Annotated in this window: 17 protein-coding genes; 15 read left to right on the top strand and 2 right to left on the bottom strand. The window is 72.6% G+C overall.

Annotated features, from left to right (window positions below):
* Window positions 1-16: 16 nt before the first annotated feature.
* On the bottom strand, window positions 17-589 hold the full coding sequence (locus AC3YO9_RS04580; protein ID WP_127784528.1) for an NUDIX hydrolase: 573 nt from the start codon (window positions 587-589) through the stop codon (window positions 17-19).
* Window positions 590-691: 102 nt separating this feature from the next.
* Between AC3YO9_RS04580 and AC3YO9_RS04575 the strand changes: the two genes are divergently transcribed.
* From AC3YO9_RS04575 to AC3YO9_RS04525, 11 genes are all read left to right on the top strand, one after another.
* On the top strand, window positions 692-2,179 hold the full coding sequence (locus AC3YO9_RS04575) for a CCA tRNA nucleotidyltransferase (protein WP_241249442.1): 1,488 nt from the start codon (window positions 692-694) through the stop codon (window positions 2,177-2,179).
* 106 nt (window positions 2,180-2,285) lie between these two features.
* Complete coding sequence (locus tag AC3YO9_RS04570) at window positions 2,286-3,311, top strand: LLM class flavin-dependent oxidoreductase (protein ID WP_489982280.1); 1,026 nt, start codon at window positions 2,286-2,288, stop codon at window positions 3,309-3,311.
* A gap of 56 nt (window positions 3,312-3,367) precedes the next feature.
* Window positions 3,368-3,979, top strand: coding sequence for a pullulanase (locus AC3YO9_RS04565; protein WP_489982279.1), 612 nt, complete (start codon window positions 3,368-3,370; stop codon window positions 3,977-3,979).
* A gap of 303 nt (window positions 3,980-4,282) precedes the next feature.
* Window positions 4,283-5,806, top strand: a complete 1,524-nt coding sequence (locus tag AC3YO9_RS04560) for a malate:quinone oxidoreductase (protein WP_489982278.1) — start codon at window positions 4,283-4,285, stop codon at window positions 5,804-5,806.
* Between the two features lie 39 nt (window positions 5,807-5,845).
* A complete protein-coding gene (locus tag AC3YO9_RS04555; RefSeq protein WP_127784525.1) occupies window positions 5,846-6,229 on the top strand; it encodes a DUF5313 family protein in 384 nt (127 codons plus the stop codon).
* Window positions 6,230-6,276: 47 nt separating this feature from the next.
* Window positions 6,277-6,597 (top strand): putative quinol monooxygenase, encoded by a 321-nt coding sequence (locus AC3YO9_RS04550; RefSeq protein WP_127784524.1) that lies wholly within the window; start codon window positions 6,277-6,279, stop codon window positions 6,595-6,597.
* A gap of 257 nt (window positions 6,598-6,854) precedes the next feature.
* Complete coding sequence (locus AC3YO9_RS04545; protein WP_489982277.1) at window positions 6,855-7,631, top strand: SDR family NAD(P)-dependent oxidoreductase; 777 nt, start codon at window positions 6,855-6,857, stop codon at window positions 7,629-7,631.
* Window positions 7,632-7,658: 27 nt separating this feature from the next.
* On the top strand, window positions 7,659-8,858 hold the full coding sequence (locus tag AC3YO9_RS04540) for an isochorismate synthase (RefSeq protein ID WP_489982276.1): 1,200 nt from the start codon (window positions 7,659-7,661) through the stop codon (window positions 8,856-8,858).
* Complete coding sequence (locus tag AC3YO9_RS04535) at window positions 8,855-10,528, top strand: (2,3-dihydroxybenzoyl)adenylate synthase (protein ID WP_489982275.1); 1,674 nt, start codon at window positions 8,855-8,857, stop codon at window positions 10,526-10,528. The genes AC3YO9_RS04540 and AC3YO9_RS04535 overlap by 4 nt, the downstream gene beginning before the upstream one ends.
* Before the next feature lie 113 nt (window positions 10,529-10,641).
* Window positions 10,642-11,520 (top strand): isochorismatase family protein, encoded by an 879-nt coding sequence (locus AC3YO9_RS04530; protein ID WP_489982573.1) that lies wholly within the window; start codon window positions 10,642-10,644, stop codon window positions 11,518-11,520.
* Window positions 11,521-11,538: 18 nt separating this feature from the next.
* A complete protein-coding gene (locus tag AC3YO9_RS04525) occupies window positions 11,539-15,585 on the top strand; it encodes an amino acid adenylation domain-containing protein (protein WP_489982274.1) in 4,047 nt (1,348 codons plus the stop codon).
* A 21-nt stretch (window positions 15,586-15,606) separates the two neighbouring features.
* Here the strand turns inward: AC3YO9_RS04525 and AC3YO9_RS04520 are convergent, their stop codons facing one another.
* Window positions 15,607-15,939, bottom strand: a complete 333-nt coding sequence (locus AC3YO9_RS04520) for a GNAT family N-acetyltransferase (RefSeq protein ID WP_127784518.1) — start codon at window positions 15,937-15,939, stop codon at window positions 15,607-15,609.
* 180 nt (window positions 15,940-16,119) lie between these two features.
* On the opposite strand from AC3YO9_RS04520, the gene AC3YO9_RS04515 reads away from it, so the two are divergent.
* From AC3YO9_RS04515 to AC3YO9_RS04500, 4 genes are all read left to right on the top strand, one after another.
* Window positions 16,120-17,022, top strand: a complete 903-nt coding sequence (locus tag AC3YO9_RS04515) for an SDR family NAD(P)-dependent oxidoreductase (RefSeq protein ID WP_127784517.1) — start codon at window positions 16,120-16,122, stop codon at window positions 17,020-17,022.
* A gap of 302 nt (window positions 17,023-17,324) precedes the next feature.
* Entirely contained in the window at window positions 17,325-18,962 is a 1,638-nt protein-coding gene (locus AC3YO9_RS04510; protein WP_489982273.1) for an acyl-CoA dehydrogenase family protein, read from the top strand.
* Window positions 18,963-19,057: 95 nt separating this feature from the next.
* Complete coding sequence (locus tag AC3YO9_RS04505; protein WP_127784515.1) at window positions 19,058-20,380, top strand: cytochrome P450; 1,323 nt, start codon at window positions 19,058-19,060, stop codon at window positions 20,378-20,380.
* Window positions 20,377-21,189 carry an SDR family NAD(P)-dependent oxidoreductase gene (locus tag AC3YO9_RS04500; protein ID WP_489982272.1) on the top strand — a complete coding sequence of 271 codons (813 nt, stop codon included), beginning with the start codon at window positions 20,377-20,379 and terminating at the stop codon, window positions 21,187-21,189. The genes AC3YO9_RS04505 and AC3YO9_RS04500 overlap by 4 nt, the downstream gene beginning before the upstream one ends.
* Window positions 21,190-21,216: the final 27 nt, after the last annotated feature.

The following is a 21,216-nucleotide window of genomic DNA, read 5'->3' as shown; positions in this document are numbered from 1 at the left end:
GGGCGGTACCGCCGGCTCATCGGCCGTTCAAGTCGGAGATCACCGCATCCGCCGTGCGCACCAGCCGCCGCTCGTCGGCGTAGGCCAGGCGGGAGTCCATCTCCGCCAGCGGGACCCAGGCCACCTCGGTCACCTCGAGGTCCTCGTCGGAGAGCTCGCCGCCCAGGAAGCGCAGCAGGAAGTGGTGCACCGTCTTGTGCACCCGGCGGCCGTCGGTGACGAACCAGTAGTCGATGCTGCCCAGCGGGGCGATGACCTCACCGATGATGCCGGTCTCCTCGGCGACCTCGCGCACCGCCGCCTGCTCCGCGGTCTCACCAGCCTCGATGTGCCCCTTGGGCAGGGACCACAGCAGCCGTCCGCGCCGGTCGGTGCGTCCGATCAGTGCCGCCTCCCGCTGCTGCGGTGGACCGTCCAGGCCCGCCACCACCAGGCCGCCGGCGGAGGTCTCGTCCACCGTGCGCATCCGTGGGCCCGGGGCGCGCCGTGCCGAGCCCGAGCGCGGCCCGTTCGTCGGCGGCTGCGGTTTCCTGCGTGCGCGGCCGGAGGAGTGGTCCGCGCCACCGGCAGCGTCGGCAGGAGTGGGCATGCAAGCGATGGTAGTGCGCGGGTGTTCTCCTTCCGCTCAACCGCGTTGCCGTGGCGAGACGCGGCGGTGGCCTCGCCCGCCGCCGCCCTAAGATGGGTTCCCGTGCCTGCAGACGTTGTTGACCCCTCCTCCGAGGACGCCGACCGGCGCACTCGGCTGCTGGCCGGTGCCGCGGTGACCATCGGCGCGCTCTCCGGCGTCGTCAACCCGCTGGCCGAGCGCTTCGCCGACGCGGGCCACGAGCTGTACCTGGTGGGGGGCAGCGTCCGTGACGCGATCCTGGGCCGGCTCAGCTCCGACCTGGACTTCACCACCGACGCCCGGCCGGAGACGGTGCAGGAGCTGCTGCGCGGGTGGGCCGACAACCAGTGGGACACCGGCATCGCCTTCGGCACCGTCAGCGCAGCCAAGGACGGCCAGCAGGTGGAGATCACCACCTACCGCGCCGACGCCTACGACCGCGTCAGCCGCAACCCCGAGGTGATCTACGGCTCCAGCCTGCACGACGACCTGGCGCGGCGAGACTTCACCGTCAACGCGATGGCCGTCCGCGTCGGGGAACACTCCGAGCTGGTCGATCCCTTCAACGGGGTGGACGACCTGCTGGCCGGGGTGCTCGACACCCCGCAGACCCCGCAGGAGTCCTTCGCCGACGACCCCCTGCGGATGCTGCGGGCCGCCCGCTTCGTGGCCCAGCTGGGGTTCGCGCCCGCGGACCGGGTGCGCGCGGCGATGACCGACATGGCCGGGGAGATCACCCGGATCACCGCCGAGCGGGTGCGAGTGGAGCTGGACAAGCTGCTGCTGGGCGAGCACCCCGCGGAGGGGCTGGACCTGCTGGTGGAGACCGGGCTGGCCGACCACGTGCTGCCCGAGCTGCCGGCCATGCGCCTGGAGATCGACGAGCACCACCAGCACAAGGACGTCTACGCCCACTCGCTCACCGTGCTGCAGCAGGCCATCGACCTGGAGCAGGCCGACCCCGACCACGAGAGCCCGGACCTGGTGCTGCGCTGGGCCGCGCTGCTGCACGACATCGGCAAGCCGGCCACCCGCAAGCACGAGGGCGGCGGCGGCGTGAGCTTCCACCACCACGAGGTGGTCGGCGCCAAGATGACCCGCAAGCGGCTGCGGGCGCTGCGGCACTCCAACCAGATGGTCAACGACGTGGCGCAGCTGGTCTTCCTGCACCTGCGCTTCCACGGCTACGGCCGCGGCGAGTGGACCGACTCCGCGGTGCGGCGCTACGTCACCGACGCGGGTCCGCTGCTGACCCGGCTGCACAAGCTGGTGCGTGCCGACTCCACCACCCGCAACAAGCGCCGGGCGGCGATGCTGCAGGCCACCTACGACGACCTGGAGCGGCGGATCGCCCGGATCGCCGAGGAGGAGGACCTGGCGCGGGTGCGTCCGGACCTCGACGGCAACGCGATCATGGAGCTGCTCGGCGTGCCGGCCGGGCCGGTGGTGGGCCGGGCGTGGAGCTTCCTCAAGGAGCTGCGCCTGGAGCGTGGTCCGCTGCCGCGCGAGGAGGCGGAGCAGGCGCTGCTGACCTGGGCCCGGGAACAGGGCGTGCTCGGCTCCGACTAGCCCGCGGCGTCGTCCGCCAGCGGTGCCCGCGCGGTGCTATACAGACCGCAACGGTGCAGTGCCGCACCGTCGTGCGCACCGCCCCGGAGCCCTGAGGACGACCGTCATGCTGATGACCCGCCTGGCCATGCGAGCTCCCGCCGGCCTGGACGGGCCTGCTCCCGCCGAGTACTACGCGGCGGCGCTGGACATGGCCGAGTACCTCGACGGCCAGCGCGGCACCCTGGGCATCCAGCTGCCTCAGCACCACGCCAGCCTCGACGGCTACCTCCCCTCCCCGCTGGTGCTGGCTTCCGCCGTCGCCGCCCGCACCCAGCGCATCCCCATCCTGTGCATGGCCCTGCTGCTGCTGCACCACGAGCCGGTCAAGCTGGCCGAGGACATGGCGGTGCTCGACCTGGTCAGCAAGGGGCGGGTGAGCTACGTGCTGGGCCTGGGCTACCGGGCCGAGGAGCGCGCCATGTTCGGCGTGGCTCCCACCGGGCTCGGCGCGCAGATGGAGGAGGCCATCACCATCCTGCGCGCGGCCTGGACCGGCGAGGAGTTCACCCATCCCACCCGGGGACCCGTCCGGGTGCGTCCGCTGCCGCACACCCCGGGCGGGCCGGTGCTCAGCTACGGCGGCCACTCGCACGCCGCCGCCCGCCGCGCCGCCCGCTTCGGGATGGCGCTGTTCGCCGAGACCGGCGACCCGGAGCTGGAGCGGGTGTACACCGAGGAGGCCCTCCGATGCGGAGTCGCTCCGGCGGGCTGCGTGCTGACCGACCCCGCCATGCCCACCGCGGTGTTCGTGACCGAGGACGTGGAGCGGGGCTGGGCGGAGCTGGGCCCCTACCTGCTGCACGACGCGTCCGCATACGCGGAGTGGAACGCCCACCGTCCCAACCGCTCCACCATCACCAGCCTCTCCGGCGCAACGAGCGTGGAGGAGCTGCGCCAGGCAGGTGGCGCCTACCGGGTGGTGACGCCGCTGCAGGCCCAGGAGATCATCGCCGGTGGCGTGCCCCTGGTGCTCGACCCGCTCTGCGGGGGCGTGCCGCCGGAGCTGGCCTGGCCCTACCTGCGCAACGCGGTCGCGGCCTCCGGCGCCGCCAGGGCTGCCCGGGCCGCCCGTCGCGCTGCGGGAGTCTGACGGGGCCCGGAGGTCAGCCCCCGGAACCGGGCAGGTCAGCGCGACGTCGGACCCGGGTGAGGTACTCCTTCGGCACCGGCGCGGGCCCACCCCGGGTGTGGGACTCCGCCGCCGACCGCGACCTGGACGGCGACGGGCCCGCCGACGCAGTGGCGCTGGACTTCGACGGCGACGGCCGGGTGGATGACGTGCTCTGGGACTCCGACGGCGACGGCGTCGCGGACACCGCCGGGCTGGACCTGGACGACGACGGCCGCCCGGAGCACTTCTACACCGACCCCACCGGGCTGGGCACCTGGAACGGGAAAGGCGCCGGCCCCCCGCCACCCGCTGCGCCGGTGCCTGCGCCGGGTGGCCTGCGGTGGGTGGACGGTTCCGGAGCCAGGCGCTGGAGCGCGACCGAGGTGGACCTCGACGGCGACGGCGTGCCGGAGGCTGCGTCGGTGGATCACGACGGGGACGGCCGCGACGACGACCTGGTGGTGGACGCCAGCGGGGACGGCACCGCCGACACGGTGCTGGTGCACGGCCAGGACACCGGCCGACCTGACCGGCTGTTCTCCGACACCGACGGTGACGGCGTGCTCGACACCGAGGTGCTCGACCTTGACGGGGACGGGCTGGCCGACCTCACCCGGCACCTCGGGGACCCCGGATTCGGGTCGTGAGAACGCCGAGGTAGCCTTGCGCGACACCTCGCGGGAAGCCGTTGTCGAAACGCGGCGTCGTGGCCTGGGTCACCATTGGTGTGACCGGAGTCATCCCCCTTCGGGGTGACCTGCTGGCACGCCTGTACTAGCCTTTACTTCAGGCAACAGTTGTTCTCCTGGGAGAGCTCTGACCGTTTGCCGCCACGGGCTAGAACGTAAAGCAGGCACGAAGGTGTTGGCGTCGTCACGATCTTTTCGCACGCTGCTGTGCTGCGCGAGGAACAACGCTGAGCATCGCGCCTGGACAACGCGGAGGGCAAGATGCAGAACACCACGGGCACCGAGGCAGACGTAGACCAGGACGTCATTCTCATCGGCGGCGGAATCATGAGCGCCACGCTGGGCGCCATGATCAAGCAGCTGCAGCCGGACTGGTCCATCTCCGTCTACGAGCGGCTGGATGCTGTTGCGCAGGAAAGCTCTGACGCCTGGAACAACGCCGGCACCGGACACTCCGCCCTCTGCGAGCTGAACTACACGCCGCAGAAGCCCGACGGCAGCATCGACATCACCAAGGCGCTCTCGATCAACGAGGAGCTGCAGGTCTCCAAGCAGTTCTGGGCCTACCTGGTCGACAGTGGCCTGATCAGCAAGCCCAAGGAGTTCATCAACCCCGTTCCGCACAACAGCTTCGTGCGCGGGGAAAAGTCCGTCGCCTTTCTCCGCAAGCGTTATGAGCTGCTCCATGACCACCCGTTGTTCGAGGGCATGGAGTACACCGAGGACCCGGAGATCATCGCCAAGTGGGCGCCATTGATGATGGTCGACCGCGACCCTTCTGAGCCCATTGCCATGACGCGGGTGGAAACCGGTACCGACGTCAACTTCGGCGCCCTGACCCGCCAGCTCATCAGCTACCTGGAGGAGTCCGGCGCGTCGGTGCAGGTGCGCCACGAGGTGCGCAACCTCAAGCGTCGCCCCCAGGGTGGCTGGAGCGTCACGGTCAAGGACCTCAGCACCGGCGAGCGCAAGACCGTCTCGGCCCGGTTCGTGTTCATCGGCTCTGGCGGCGGTGCCCTGCACCTGCTGCAGAAGTCGGGCATCCCCGAGGGCAAGGGCCTGGCCGGGTTCCCGGTCGGCGGCCGCTTCCTGCGCTGCACCAACCCCGAGGTCGTGGCCCAGCACCACGCCAAGGTCTACGGCCAGGAGGAGGTCGGCGCCCCGCCGATGTCCGTCCCGCACCTGGACACCCGCGTGATCGACGGCCAGCGCGACCTGCTGTTCGGCCCCTACGCCGGCTTCTCGCCGAAGTTCCTGAAGAACGGCTCCGTCCTGGACCTGCCGTCCTCGGTGAAGCCCAACAACCTCATCCCGATGCTCTCGGTGGCACTGCACAACCTGAGCCTGGTGATCTACCTGATCGGCCAGCTGCTGCAGACCCCCAAGGCGCGGCTCAAGACCCTGCAGAACTTCGTGCCCACCGCCAAGCTCGAGGACTGGGAGCTGGTCACCGCCGGTCAGCGCGTGCAGGTGATCAAGCCCGGCACCGAGACCCGCGGGGTGCTGCAGTTCGGCACCGAGCTGGTGCACTCCGCCGACGGCACCGTCGCGGCCCTGCTGGGCGCCTCTCCGGGTGCCTCCACCGCGGTGCCGGTGATGATCCGGCTGCTCACGCAGTGCTTCCCGGACAAGATCGACGGCTGGAAGCCGCAGCTGGAGACCATGGTTCCCTCCTACGGCAAGAAGCTGGCCGAGCACCCCGAGCTGCTGAAGACGGTGCACTCCACCACCGCCGCGGAGCTGGAGCTCGACACCGACCGCCAGGCGGAGCAGCTGTCCGCCTGATCGCTCCCGTGCTTGACCTGGTGGGACGATGGAGACGTGATGACTGAGGCGCGCCGTCGACCGACCGTGTGGCAGTGGTTGACGTACATGGTTGGCCGACCGTTGCCGGCCGAGCTGCGGGACTGGGTCCGCCACGACCTGACCGGCCCGCACGCGGCGATCAGGCACGTGCTGCGGTCCGAGCTGGCCTACTCGCCCATCTTCGTGGTGTTCCTGCTCTTTCCCGGCCCGTTCTGGGTGCGGGCGCTGATGGTGCTGCTCGCGCTGCTGCTGAGCACCTTCTACACGGTGTCGTACATGGACCAGAACCGTGCGCGCCGGCTGGAGATGAACGGCCTCCCCCCGGACCTGCAGTCAGCGAGGGCGGCGGCGCTGCACCAGTCTGACCGCGAGGCCTACGAAGCCCGGTACGGCCGGCGCTAGGTCCCCCGCGACTGGCGATCGGGGCGCGCGCCGACGACGATGTCCTCATGATCTTCATCGTCGTCAAGTTCACCGTCCGGCCCGAGCACAGCGAGCAGTGGATCAGCACTGTGGACGGCTTCACCCAAGCCACCCGCGCCGAGGCCGGCAACCTGTGGTTCGACTGGTCGCGCAGCGTGGACAACCCCGACCAGTACGTCTTGGTGGAGGCCTTCCGCGACGGTCCGGCCGGCTCCGCCCACGTCAGCTCGCAGCACTTCCAGGACGCGATGACCCTGATGCAGCCGCTGCTGGTGAAGACACCGGAGATCATCAACGTCGAGGTGGACGGCACCAGCTGGTCGGAGATGGGCGAGCTGACCGTCTGAAGGGCGGCTCGATCCGGGCCGCCGCTCTGCTGAGTGACCTCACCTGCCCGCCGCGCGACCACGGCCCCGTGCCGCCGCGCGGCGGGCTCTTCGTTGCGGGCGGGTGACGCTCCGGCAGAAACACCGGTGCGGCGGGGTCCTCAGTGCACTCCCTCGGCGGGAATGGACGCTCGCGTCGGTTTAGGTTAGCCTAACCTCTGACTGTTACCCATTCGTTGCCGAGCGCGGCGCCGACCGCACAGGAGCTGGAGCCCAACATGATTGGTCAGGCTCGCGTCGCTGCACCCCGTCCGCTGGCGGTGGTGACGGGCGCGGCGGGCGGCATTGGAAGCGCCGTGGTGCGGGCGCTCGCCGACTCCGGCGCCATTGTCGTGGCCGGCGATCGAGAGCCGCCAGAAATGGCGGCCGAGCTGTCCGGCCGGGTGCATTCCGTCGCTCTCGACGTCACCAGTGCAGAAGACGTGGAGCAGCGAATCGCACTCGTCGAGGACGAGCTGGGACCTATCACAATGCTGGCCAACGTGGCCGGGGTGCTGCACGCCAGCAGCCCGGCCCTGGAGCTCGACGACGACAGCTGGGCGGCCACCTTCGCGGTGAACACCACCGGCGTCATGCACGTCAGTCGCGCCGTCGGGCAACGGATGGCGGGGCGGGGGACCGGCGCGATCGTCACCGTCGGCTCCAACGCCGGCGCAGTGCCCCGGGTGGGGATGGCGGCCTACTGCGCGTCCAAGGCCGCAGCCGCGATGTACACCAAGGTGCTCGGCCTCGAGCTCGCGGCGGCGGGGGTGCGCGCCAACGTGGTCTCTCCCGGGTCCACCGACACCCCGATGCTGCGTCGGATGCTCGACGGCGCCGGGCCCGACGCCCTGGTCGAGGGCACCCTCGCCCAGCACAAGATCGGCATCCCGCTCGGCCGGGTGGCTGATCCCGAGGCCGTCGCCCAGGCCGTCGTCTTCCTGCTCTCCGACGCCGCCTCCCACATCACCATGCACGACCTCCGGGTCGACGGCGGCGCCTCGCTCGCCAGCTGACGACCGCCCTGCACCGAAAGGACCCTCGTGCCTCAGCCCACCACCGCAGCACCCGCGCGGAACCCCGGCTCCGTGGCCGAGCAGCCCCGGACCTGCGCCGACCTGCTCGACACCTACACCGCCGACGACCTGTTCTTCCGCTCCGCCCGCCGCTGCCTGCTGGCCAGGGGACGCCACACCGAGCTGCCCGCCGACACGGCGCGCGCCGCCCTCGGCCGGGTCGCGACGGCTGCGGCCCGCGCGGCCGCCGACCGCGGTGGGGTGGGCACCGTGGTGGGGGCCATCCCGTTCTCCGCCGCCGAGCCCGCCGAGCTGTTCGTGCCCGAGCGCCTGTGGACGGTGGACCCAGCGCTGGACGCGCCCGTCACCGCACCTGCGGTGGACCAGCACTGGCAGGTGCGCCCGGTGCCGGCCGTCGCCGACTACGAGAGCGCAGTGGCCGAGGGGCTGGCGCTCATCGGTGCGGAGACGCTGGACAAGATCGTGCTGGCCCGCGCCCTGGACGTGCGGGGCGACACCCCCATCGACGTGCCCACCCTGTTGCGCGCACTGCTGCGCGGCGACGACACCGGCTACGCCTATGCCGTGCCCACCCGCGCTGGAACCGCCTTCGTCGGGTGCAGCCCCGAGCTGCTGGTCTCCCGCGCCGGCACCACCGTCACCGCCACCCCGCTGGCCGGGTCCTCGCCGCGCAGCAGCGACCCGGTGGAGGACCGCCGCCGCTGCGAGGCGCTGCTGGTGTCGGCCAAGGACCTGCACGAGCACGCCATTGTTGCCGACGACGTCGCCGCGGTGCTGAGCCCGCTGTGCACCACCACGCTGGTGACGCCCACCCCGGTGGTGGTGGGCACCGCATCGATGTGGCACCTGGCCAGCCGGATCACCGGCACCCTGGCCGACCCGGCCACCACCGCGCTGGACCTGGCCGTGGCGCTGCACCCCACCCCGGCGGTCTGCGGGCTGCCGCCCGCCCCGGCTGCCACGGCCATCGAGCGCCTCGAGCCCTTCGGCCGCGGCCTGTTCGCCGGTGCAGCGGGCTGGGTGGACGCCGACGGCGACGGCGAGTGGACGGTGGCCATCCGCTGCGCGGAGACCGCTGGCACTGGGATGCGGCTGTACGCCGGCGCCGGGGTGGTCGCCGGCTCGACGCCCGCGGCCGAGGCGGCCGAGACCGGCGCCAAGTTCCAGACCATGCTGACCGCGCTCGGGATCGAGCACTCGCTGTGAGCGGCTACCTGCCCGGCGCCGTGCAACGATCCGCGGCGGAGGTGGCCCGCTGGCAGGCCGCCGGCTACTGGACCGGGCAGACCTTCACCGACCTGCTGCACGAGCAGGTGGACGCCCACGGCGCCCGCGTGGCCCTGGTCGACGGCGAGCGCCGCACCACCTACGCCGAGCTGCAGGAGCGCTCCCAGCGGCTGGCCGCGGGGCTGCACCGCCGCGGGATCGGAGCGCAGGACCGGGTGGTGGTGCAGGTGGGCAGCTGCACCGAGTTCTTCGAGGTCTGCTTCGCCCTGTACCGGCTCGGGGCGCTGCCGGTGTTCGCGCTGCCCGCCCACCGCGGCAGTGAGATCAGCTACTTCGTCGCGCACACCGAGGCCCGGGCCTACGTGCTCGGTGACCAGGTGGACGGTGCCGACCTGCGCCCGCTGGCCGCCCAGCTGCTGTCCGAGAGCCCCACCCTGGAGCACGTCCTGGTGGTGGGCGCGCCAGGTGCGCACGGCAACCTCACCGCGCTGGCCGACTGCTACGCCGACAGCCTGGCGGCGGCGGAGGAGGTGCTGGCCGAGGTGGCCGGCCCCCGTTCCACCGACGTGGCGTTCCTGCAGCTCTCCGGCGGCTCCACCGGCCTGCCCAAGCTCATCCCGCGCACCCACGACGAGTACCTGTACACGCTGCGGGAGAGCGCCCGGATCTGCGGGCTGGACGCGGACACCGTCTACCTGGCGGTGCTGCCGGTGGCGCACAACTTCCCGATGAGCTCGCCCGGCTGCTTCGGGGTGTTCTGCGTCGGCGGACGGGTGGTGCTGGCCGACGGTGGGCGCCCGGACGTGGCCTTCGCGCTCATCGAGCGCGAGCGGGTCACCATCACCGCGGTGGTGCCGCCGCTGGCCCTGGTGTGGCTGCAGGCCGTGGACGGCGGTGCCCGCAGCCACGACCTGTCCAGCCTGCAGGTGCTGCAGATCGGCGGCGCCCCGCTGCCGGAGAGCGCCGCCCGCCGGGTGGGGCCCACCCTCGGCGTCACCCTGCAGCAGGTCTTCGGGATGGCCGAGGGCCTGGTCAACTACACCCGCCTGGACGATCTCGAGGAGCTCGTCGTCACCACCCAGGGCCGGCCGATCTCCCCGGACGACGAGCTCCGCATCGTCGACGACCACGACCAGCCGCTTCCGGTGGGCGCCACCGGGCACCTGCTGACCCGCGGGCCCTACACGATCCAGGGCTACTACCGGGCCGAGGAGCACAACCGCCGCTCCTTCACCGCCGACGGCTTCTACCGCACCGGCGACCTGGCCAGCGTCACCGACACCGGCCACGTCCGGGTGGAGGGCCGGGCCAAGGACCAGATCAACCGCGGCGGGGAGAAGGTGGCACCGGAGGAGGTGGAGAACCACCTGCTGGCCCACCCCGACGTGCACGACGCGGCCCTGGTGGCCATGCCCGACGCCATGCTGGGCGAGCGCACCTGCGCCTTCGTGGTGCCCCGCGCCGAGGTGGAGCCCACCACCCTCACCCGACGAGTGCTGGCGGCCTTCCTCGCCGCCCGCGGGGTGGCCGCCTACAAGGTGCCCGACCGGGTCGTCGCCGTCGCGGCCTTCCCCGCCACCGGGGTGGGCAAGACCAGCAAGCGCGACCTGCGCACCGCCATCGCCGAGCAGCTGCTCCCGCACGCCTGACCGACCTCACCTGACGCCCGAAGGAGCCCCGCATGAGCACCTCGCAGCAGACGAGCACCAGCACCCTCCCCGCCAGCACCCTCCCCACCAGCACGGCCACCCGGCCCAGCGGCCTGCCCACCATCGCCAGCTACGTCCCGCCCACCGCGGCCGACGCCCCCGCCAACAAGGTCAGCTGGCCGGCCGACCCCGCCCGCGCGGTGCTGCTGGTGCACGACATGCAGAACCACTTCGTCGACGTCTTCCCCCGCGGGCAGGAACCGCTGGCCAGCGTGGTCCCGCGCATCCGCCAGCTGCGCGAGGCCGCCACGGCGGCCGGCATCCCGGTGGTGTTCACCTGCCAGCCCGGTGACCAGGACCCCGCCGAGCGCGCTCTGCTCACCGACTTCTGGGGTCCAGGCCTGTCCGCTGCCGGCGGGGCCCCGGACGTGGTGGCCGAGCTGGCCCCGACCAGCGAGGACACCGTGCTCACCAAGTGGCGCTACAGCGCCTTCCAGCGCACCCCGCTGCGGGAGCTGATGCGGGAGTGGGGCCGCGACCAGCTGCTCATCACCGGCGTCTACGCCCACATCGGCTGCCAGGTCACGGCCACCGAGGCGTTCATGGACGACGTGCAGGCGTTCCTGGTCGCCGACGCGGTGGCCGACTTCAGCCGCGACGACCACGCCAGCGCGCTGTCCTACGCCGCCCGCCGCTGCGCCCGCGTCCTGGACACCGACCAGCTGCTCACCGAGCTGGGCGACGGATCCCGCGAGAGCGCCACCGAGACCGACACGGCCGGGCTGGACGCGCTGCGGGACCGGGTGGCCGCGCTGCTCGGCGAGCCCGCGGAGAGCATCGACTACGACGACAACCTGGTGGACCTGGGGCTGGACTCCATCCGCCTGATGAGCCTGGTGGAGTCCACCGTGGCTGCGGGCACCACGGTGAGCTTTGCCGAGCTGTCCGAGACGCCGACCGTGCGGTCCTGGCACGCCGTGCTCCAGCACTGAGCAGGAGAGCCGGTACCGATGAGCACCACCCTGGACGCCCCGTCACCCACCCCCTCGCCGGCTGGGCCGCCGCGTCGCCCGCTGACCGAGGCGCAGCTGGCGCTGTGGATGGCGCACTGCCTGGACCCGACGAGCCCCGCGCTGTCCACCGCGGCGTACGTGGAGATCCCCGCACCGGTGGACCTGGCCGCGCTGCGCGAGGCCATCCGGCTGGTCAGCAGCGAGACCGAGAGCCTGCGGCTGGTGCTGGGCACCGGCGCCGACGGTGAGCCCTGGCAGCAGGTGGGCCCGCCGGTGCCCGCCCGGGTGGAGGTGGTCGACCTCACCGTGCCCGCCGACGGACCGGCCGCGCACGCGGCGGCGCTGGAGTGGATGCACGCCGACCTCGCGCGCCCGGCCCAGCTGGACAGCACCGCCGCCCCGCTGCCCGGTGCGCTGGCCAACCCGCTCTACGGCGCAGCGCTGCTGGTGCTGCCCGGCGGCGACGTGCTCTGGTACCAGCGTGCGCACCACCTCGCCGTCGACGGCTACGCCGTGGCGCTGCTGGAGCAGCGGGTGGCCGAGACCTACACCGCCCTGTGCGCGGGCGAGCCGGTGCCGGTGCGCCCCGACGGCGGCTTCGCCCAGGTGCTCGACGCCGAGCAGGACTACCGCACCAGCGACCAGCCCACCGCCGACCGGGAGTTCTGGACCGAGATGCTGGCCGAGGTGGAGCCCGCCCGCAGCCTCACCGACGGCACGGCTGCCCCCGCGGCCGTGGCGCTGTCCGCCACCGCCGAGCTGGGCCCGGAGGAGCTGGCCGCCGTCGAGGCCGCGGCCGAGGAGGCCGGGACGTCGTGGCTGGACCTGCTGTTCGCCGTGCACGCGGTGTACCTGCACCGGATGACCAGCAGCCAGCCGGTGCTGGGCATCCCGCAGATGAACCGCCTGGGCGGGGTGGGGGCCAGCACCCCCGCCATGGTCATGAACATCGCCGCCACCCCGGTGCCGGTGGCCCCCGACGACACGGTGGCCGACGTGGCCGCCACGGTCACCGCCCAGCGCCGTCGCCTGGCCCGGCACCGCCACTACCGCTACGAGCAGCTGCGCCGTGACCTGCGCCGCTCCGGGCCCGGCCAGCGGCTGTTCGGCCCCCTGGTCAACGTCATCGCCTACGCCCCCACGCTGTCCTTCCGCGGTGCTCCAGCCACCTCGCACACGCTCTCCACCGGTCCGGTGGAGGACCTGCACTTCACCGTGGTGCGCCGCCAGCGCGCGGCGGGACCGGCGCTGAGCCTGTCGGTGGAGGCCAACCCCGCCTGCTACGACGCGAGCGCCCCCGCCGCCCACCTGCACCGGGTGCTCGGGCTGCTGCGCAGCGTGGGCGAGCAGGGCGCCGGGGTGGCGGCCAGCACGGTCGAGGTGCTCACCGCCGAGGAGCGCGAGACCGTGCTGCACCGCTGGAACGACACCGCCCACCCGGTGCCGGACACCACGTTGGTGGCGCTGCTGGCCGAGCAGGCCGAGCGCACCCCGCACGCTCCGGCGGTCCGGGGCGCGGGTGGGGAGCTGACCTACGCCGAGCTGGCGCAGCGCTCCGACGCGCTGGCCGCGGCGCTGCGGGCCACCGGCGCGGGCCGGGGCACGGTGGTGGCCGTGGGGCTGCCGCGCGGTCCCGAGCTGCTGGTCACCCTGCACGCCGTGCTCAAGGCCGGCGCCGCCTACCTGCCGCTGGACCCCGACTACCCCGAGCAGCGGCTGGCCTACCTGCTGACCGATGCCCGCCCCGCCTGCCTGGTCACCACCGCCGAGGTGGGGCTGGCCCACGTCGCCGCAGCTGCCGGCGTGCCCACCGTGGACCCGGCCGCCGCAGACCTGGCCGCCGCAGGTCCGATCCCCGCAGGCCCGGCTGCGGCAGCCTCGGCGGAGGACCCGCGCCCGGAGGACCCCGCCTACGTCATCTACACCTCCGGCTCCACCGGAAACCCCAAGGGCGTGGTGGTCAGCCACCGGGCCATCGTCAACCGGCTGCTGTGGATGCAGGCCACCTACCCCATCGACGTGGCCGACCGAGTGCTGCAGAAGACCCCGTCCGGCTTCGACGTGTCGGTGTGGGAGCTGTTCTGGCCCAGCATCGCCGGGGCGGTGCTGGTGCTGGCCGAGCCGGGCGGGCACCGCGACCCCCGCTACCTGGCCGAGCTCATCGGCACCGAGCGGATCACCACCGTGCACTTCGTCCCGTCGATGCTGCGGCTGTTCCTGGACGAGCTGGCCGCCGACGCCGAGACCCGGTCGCGCTGCACCGTGGTGCTGCGCCAGGTGTTCTGCAGCGGGGAGGCGCTGCCGGCGGAGACCGTCGGGCGCCTCCTGCGCAGCCTGCCCGGGGTGGACCTGCACAACCTCTACGGGCCCACCGAGGCTGCCGTGGACGTCACCGCCTGGACGTGCCGACCACACGACACCGAGACGCCGATCGGGCGTCCGGTGTGGAACACCCGCACCTACGTCCTGGACGCCCACCAGCGGCCGGTTCCGGTGGGCGTCACCGGTGAGCTGTACCTGGCCGGCGTGCAGCTGGCCGAGGGCTACCTGCACCGCCCCGAGCTGACCGCGCAGCGCTTCCTGCCCGACCCGTTCGGGCCGGGACGGATGTACCGCACCGGGGACCTGGTCCAGTGGCGCAGCGACGGCGCGCTGCGCTACCTGGGCCGCACCGACGGACAGGTGAAGCTGCGCGGCATGCGCATCGAGCTGGGCGAGGTCGAGAGCGCGCTGCGGCGGCTGCCGGCGGTGGCCGACGCGGCGGTCCTGCTGCGAGAGGACCGCCCCGGCGACCAGCGGCTGGTGGGCTACGTGGTGACCGAGCCAAGCCACGGTGCCGAGCCCGGAGCTGACCTGCCCGGAGCTGACCTGCCCGGCGCCCTGCGGGCCGCGGTGGGCCGAGAGCTGCCGGCGCACCTGGTGCCCACCGCCGTGGTGGTGCTCGACGAGCTGCCGCTGTCGGCCAACGGCAAGCTGGACCGCGCGGCGCTGCCCGCCCCCACCCTGGCCACCGGGGCGGACACGGTGGCCGGCACCCCGCGCGACGAGCTGCTCTGCCGGCTGTTCGCCGAGGTGCTCGACGTCGGACAGGTGCGTCCGGACGACAACTTCTTCGACCTCGGCGGACACAGCCTGCTCGCCGCGGTGCTGGCCCGCGGCGTGACCGCGGCGCTCGGGACGGAGGTCTCCGTGGGCGCGGTGGTGGGAGCCGCCACCCCCCGGCGGCTGGCAGCGGTGCTGGCTGACGGCGGTGACCGCAGCGGGGACACGGGCACCGGCAGCATGCTGACCTTGCGGGAGGGCACCGCCGCCCCGCTGTGGTGCGTGCACCCGGCCGGCGGGCTGGGCTGGTGCTACACCCGGCTGCTGCCGCACCTGCCCCCCGAGGTGGGGGTGCACGCCCTGCAGGCGGCCGGGCTCGCCGGCGGAACCGACGCCCTGCCCGCGTCCCTGGAGGAGATGGCGGCCAGCTACGTGCAGCTGCTGCGGCACCGCCAGCCGGAGGGTCCCTACCGGTTGCTGGGCTGGTCGGTCGGCGGAGCGGTCGCTCACGCCATGGCCGTGCAGCTGCGCGCCGTCGGGCAGGAGGTGGCCCTGCTGGCCCTGCTGGACGCCTACCCGGCCGAGCAGTGGCAGGGCCTGGAGCTGCCCGACGAGCAGGACTCCCGGCGGGCGCTGCTGACCATGGCCGGCATCGACCCGGAGACCGTGCCCGCGCTGGACACCGCCACCGTGGTGGCCGCCCTGCGCACCGCCAACAGCGCGATGGCCGAGCTGAGCCCGGAGGTGCTCTCGGCCATGGTGGCGGTGGTGGTGAGCAACACCGAGCTGATGCGGGCGCACCAACCGCAGCACTTCGACGGCGACGTGCTCTTCTTCGCCGCCACCGCGCCGCGCCGGGAGCACTGGCTCGACCCGCGCGGCTGGCAGGACCACGTGTCCGGCTCGGTGCGTGTGGTGGACCTGCCGTGCACCCACGCCGAGGTGATCGCCCCGCCGCACCTGCAGGTGGTGGGCGCGGAGCTCAGCGCCCACCTGGGCTGAGCGCCCGGGGATCCAGCATGCTCAGCGGCGGTGACGCAGGTCGGCGTGCTCGGGGTGCCGGTTGAGGTAGTCGTCGACGAAGGAGCACTGCGGATCGGCGGAGAGCCCCTGGTTGCGCACCTCGGCCAGGGCGGCGCCGATGAGCACCCCGCCCAGCCCGCGACCGCCCAGTCCGGGATCGACCTCGGTGTGGGTGAACACCATCCGGCCGGCGTGCACGCGGTAGTCGGCGAGCCCCACCAGGTTGCCGTCCACCCGCAGCTCGAACCGGCTCTCGTCCGGGTTGTTGGTCACCAGCGGGGCACCCAGCTCGCCGTGGGTCGCCTGGGTCCCGGCCGTGGTTGGCTCGGTCATCCTCGTCGCCTCCTGTGTCGGTCCGACAGCAGCCACGACGGCCACCGCGTGGGTCGAGTGTTCATCACCACGGGCCCGTTCCGCACCACGGGTTCGCCGACGCGGAGGTGGGCGGAGAGCGGCGCGCGGCTACCGTGTACCCGCTGGTAACCCCACCTGACTTCGATCGGAAGGATCCACATGTCCGAGATCACCTTTGATGACCGCGTAGCCATCGTGACCGGCGCGGGCGGCGGCCTGGGCCGCGCCTACGCCCTGGAGCTGGCGGCCCGCGGTGCCGCTGTCGTGGTCAACGACCTCGGCGGATCCGTCAACGGTGTCGGCGGCTCGGACAGCGCCGCCCAGAAGGTCGTCGACGAGATCGTCGCCAAGGGTGGCCGCGCGGCGGCCAACCACGACTCGGTGTCCACCCCCGAGGGCGGCGCGGCGATCGTGCAGACCGCCATCGACAGCTTCGGCAAGGTCGACATCGTCATCAACAACGCCGGCATCCTGCGGGACAAGAGCTTCCTGAAGATGTCCTGGGAGGACCTGGACGCGGTGCTCGACGTGCACCTGCGCGGCGCGTTCTACGTGAGCCAGCCGGCGTTCGCCAACATGAAGGAGCACGGCTACGGCCGCTTCGTCTTCACCGCCTCCAACGCGGGCGTGTTCGGCAACTTCGGCCAGGCCAACTACGGCGCGGCCAAGGCCGGCCTGGTGGGCCTGTCCAACGTGCTCGCCATCGAGGGCGCCAAGTCGAACATCAAGAGCAACGTGATCATGCCGGTGGCCTACACCCGCATGACCGAGGAGCTCCTCGGCGCCAACGGCGACCAGTTCTCCCCCGAGCTCGTCGTCCCGATGACGGTGTTCCTGGCCAGCGAGGCCAGCGAGCTCACCCACGAGGCCTTCTCCGCCCTGGGTGGTCGCTACGCCCGCGTCTTCACCGGCCTGACCCCGGGCTGGTTCGCCGGCAAGGGTGCCAAGCCGAGCGTCGAGGACATCGCCGCCAACCTGGAGCAGATCGAGAAGCAGGACGGCTACATCGTCCCCACCTCCATCGCCGACGAGCTGCAGTCGGTGCTGCCCCTCTTCGAGTAGTCCATCCCGGGGGCTCCGGAGCCCCTTGAGTGATGTTCTGAACAGTGATTCACTCCGTGCGTGGCCTACCGCAGGACGCCCGCCGTCCAGCAGCGACTGGACGCGGTGCGGCACGACCTGCTGCAGGCCGCGCACGGGCACCGTCTACCGGTACTTCCCCACCAAGGCAGAGCTCTTCGCCGAGGTCGTCCGCACCGCCTGCAGCCGTGAGGCCGCCGCGTCCACCGCGGCCGCGCAGGCGGTGCCCGACCCGGCCCGCGCCTGCCAGCGAGTGAGCGCCCAGCGCAGCATCGGAGGACGGCATGACTCCCACGCACGAGGTCACCAACCAGGTTCCGCCGCTGGTGGGCCACGACGCGGCTGACTGGCCCGTGCTGCTGGAGGGCCTGGCCCGCGAGGACGCCTCCTGGGCCACCGAGAGCCTGCACGAGCTGGGCCGCCTGGCCGGCAGCGAGCAGGCCCAGCAGTGGGGCGCCCTGGCCGAGGCACACCCACCGGTGCTGCGCACCCACGACCGCTACGGCCACCGGGTGGACGAGGTGGACTTCGACCCCGCCTACCACCAGCTGATGCAGACCGCGGTGGCCCACGGGCTGCACGGCTCGCCGTGGAGCGACCCCGGCCCCGGTGCGCACGTGGCCCGGGCCGCGAAGTTCCTGGTGTGGAGCACGGTGGACGCCGGCCACGGCTGCCCAATCTCCATGACCAACGCCGTCGTGCCGGCGCTGCGGGCCAACCCCGAGCTGGCCACGGCCTACGAGCCGCTGCTGACCTCGCGGGAGTACGACTTCGGCCTGCGGGCGCCGCTGGGCAAGCGCGGGCTGATCGCCGGGATGTCCATGACCGAGAAGCAGGGCGGCTCCGACGTCCGGGCCAACACCACCCGCGCCGTCCCGGGCGGAGCCGGTACCTACCTGCTCACCGGGCACAAGTGGTTCACCTCCGCGCCCATGTCCGACGTCTTCCTGGTGCTCGCGCAGGAGGCCGACGCCGGCCTGTCCTGCTTCCTGCTGCCCCGGGTGCTGCCCGACGGCACCCGCAACCGGATGCACCTGCAGCGACTCAAGGACAAGCTGGGCAACCACTCCAACGCGAGCTCGGAGGTGGAGTACGACGAGGCGGTGGCCTGGCGCGTCGGGGAGCCCGGCCGCGGGGTGCGCACCATCATCGAGATGGTCAACATGACCCGGCTGGACTGCATCATCGGCAGCGCCGCCGGCATGCGCACCGGCATCGCCCAGGCCAGCCACCACGCCGCCCACCGGGCCGCCTTCGGCGCCCAGCTGGTGGACCAGCCGCTGATGCGCAACGTGCTGGCCGACCTGGCCGTGGAGGCCGAGGCGGCCACCACCGTGGCGCTGTGGCTGGCCGGGCTGACCGACCAGGCCGAGGCCGGCGACACCCACGCTGCGGCGCTGCGGCGCATCGGGCTGTCGGTGAGCAAGTACTTCGTCTGCAAGCGCGGCCCCGGCCACGCCGCGGAGGCGCTGGAGTGCTTGGGCGGCAACGGCTACGTCGAGGAGTCGGGCATGCCCAAGCTGTACCGGGAGGCTCCGCTGCTGAGCGTGTGGGAGGGCTCGGGCAACGTCGCCGCGCTCGACGGGCTGCGCGCGATGGCCCGCGAGCCGGAGGCGCTGGCGGTGTTCCTGGCGGAGCTGGACTCGGTGGCTGGCGCCGACCGCCGCCTGGACGCCGCCGTCGCCGTGGTCAAGCGCGACCTGGCCGACCCCGGCGACCTGGAGCACCGTGCCCGCCGCGTCGCCGAGCACCTGGCCCTGGCCCTGCAGGGGATGCTGCTGGTCCGCAGCGGCCACCCCGCGGTGGCGGACGCCTTCTGCGCCAGCCGCCTCGGTGGGGACTGGGGCAGCGTCTACGGCACCCTGCCGTCCGGGCTGGACACTGCCGCCATCGTCGCCCGCAGCACACCCAAGGTCGGGTGACGCCCTGACCAGCGGGATGCGGCGCAGGTGCTGAGAACGGTGCCGCGGCACGTACTGTTGACCCGTCGTTGCCCCCGTCGTTCAGGAACTGATGCATGAGCACCCAGGAGCAGACACCCGCCGCGGCCGCAGGTCAGTGCCCGGTTGCCCACGGCCGCAAGCCAGCCCGGGGGTCGCGCATGCCCGGGATCGCCCAGCTGTACCTGGGCCTGCGGCACACCATCGGCTTCTCCCGCTGGTCGCAGCGCCGCTTCGGCGACGTGCACGTGGCCAAGGCGTTCCCGATGGGCAAGTCGGTCTACATCGCCGACCCCGAGCTGGTGGCGGCGATCTTCGCCGGCCCGCACGACACGCTGCACGCCGGCGTCACCAACGGCATCTTCCTCAAGGCCATCTTCGGGGAGCGGGGCATCCTCTCCGTGGACGGGGAGGAGCACACCCAGACCCGCAAGGCCCTGATGCCGCCGTTCCGCGGCAAGGCCATCAACGGCTACGCCGACATCATGCGGGAGGAGACCGAGCGCCGGATCGCCTCCTGGAAGGTCGGCGACGAGATCAAGATGGTCGACGAGGCCCGCGCCATCACCCTCGAGGTCATCCTGCGCACCGTCTTCGGTGCGGTCAGTGGCCCGCAGATGGACGAGCTGCGCACCGCGGTGACCAAGGCCTCGGAGATCACCCTGGTCGGCAGCACCTGGATGGTCTTCCCCCAGCTGGGCAAGATCCCGCCGTGGCGGTCCTTCGACCGGCTCATCGCCCGCACCAACGAGCTGCTGGACGCCTTCATCGAGGAGCGCCGCGGTGCGTCCGACCTGGACGAGCGCACCGACACGCTGTCCCTGCTGGTGCGCAGCTCGGGCAAGGACAACGAGTGGCTGCGCAACCAGCTGATGTCGCTGGTGGGCGCCGGGCACGAGACCACCACCACCTCCCTGGCCTGGGCGATGGAGCTGCTCTCCCGGCACCCCGCGGTGCGGGAGAAGGCGCGAACCTCTGACGACAGCTACCTCGACGCCGTGGTCAACGAGACGCTGCGGATGCGCACCGTGCTGCCTGGGGTGGGCCGCAAGACGAGCCGGTCGATCGAGCTGGGCGGCTACACCTTCGGCAAGGGCACCATGCTCAACCCGCAGCTGGAGGCCATCCACAACGACCCGAAGATCTGGGGCGACCCGGAGGTGTTTCGGCCGGAGCGGTTCCTGGACCGCAAGCTCGCCACCAACGAGTTCATCCCCTACGGCGGCGGCAAGCGGCGCTGCATCGGTGCGCTGTTCGCGCACAAGGAGATGGTGGTGGCGCTGCGGACCATCCTGGACGCGATGGACTTCGAGCACGTTGGACCCGCGGCGGAGAAGCACAAGCACTCCCACGTGACCATGGCCCCGGCCAAGGGCGGCCTGATCCGGCGGACCCGGTGAAGGCGCGCCGCGGGTATGCGGGCAAGACCGCGGTGGTCACCGGCGCGGGCTCGGGCATCGGCCGGGCGCTGGCCCTGAACCTGGCCGAGCGGGGCGCCCGGCTGGCGCTGAGCGACGTGCAGGGCGACGCCGTGCAGGAGACCGTGCGGCAGTGCCAGGAGCAGGGGGCGCAGGCCCGGGCGTGGAAGCTCGACGTCAGCGACCGGGAGGCGGTGCTCGCCCACGCCGAGGAGGTGGTCGAGCACTTCGGCGGGGTGGACCTGGTGGTCAACAACGCGGGGGTGTCGGTCACCGGCCGGGTCGCCGAGCTCACCGACGCCGACCACCGCTGGATCATGGGCATCAACTACTTCGGCATGGTGCACGGCACGCAGGCCTTCCTGCCGCACCTCGCGGCCAGCGGCGACGGCCAGCTGGCCAACGTCTCCAGCGTCTTCGGGCTGATGGCTTTTCCCAAGCAGGCCGCCTACAACGGCTCGAAGTTCGCCATCCGCGGCTTCACCGAGGCGCTGCGGATGGAGCTGCTGGCTGACCAGGTGCCGGTGCAGGTGAGCCTGGTCCACCCCGGGGGGGTGCGCAGCAACATCGCCGAGAACGCCCGGGTGACCGCCTCGGAGAACAAGGTGGAGTCGGCCAAGGCGTTCAACAAGATCGCCATGACCACCCCGCAGGGCGCTGCACGGTCCATCATGCGCGGGCTGGAGCGGGAGAAGCCGCGGATCCTGGTGGGCCCGGACTCCCGGGTGATCGCCGCCCTGCCGCGGCTGCTCGGCGCCCGCTACCAGGGGCTCGTGCACCGCCTCGGCTGAGCGGGCCCGCATCGCGGCGAACCGAGT

The organism is Rhodococcus sp. Z6_132 (genome assembly GCF_058133635.1).
Note: the sequence above shows the minus strand (reverse complement) of the source record. Positions and strands in the feature narration are given on the sequence as shown.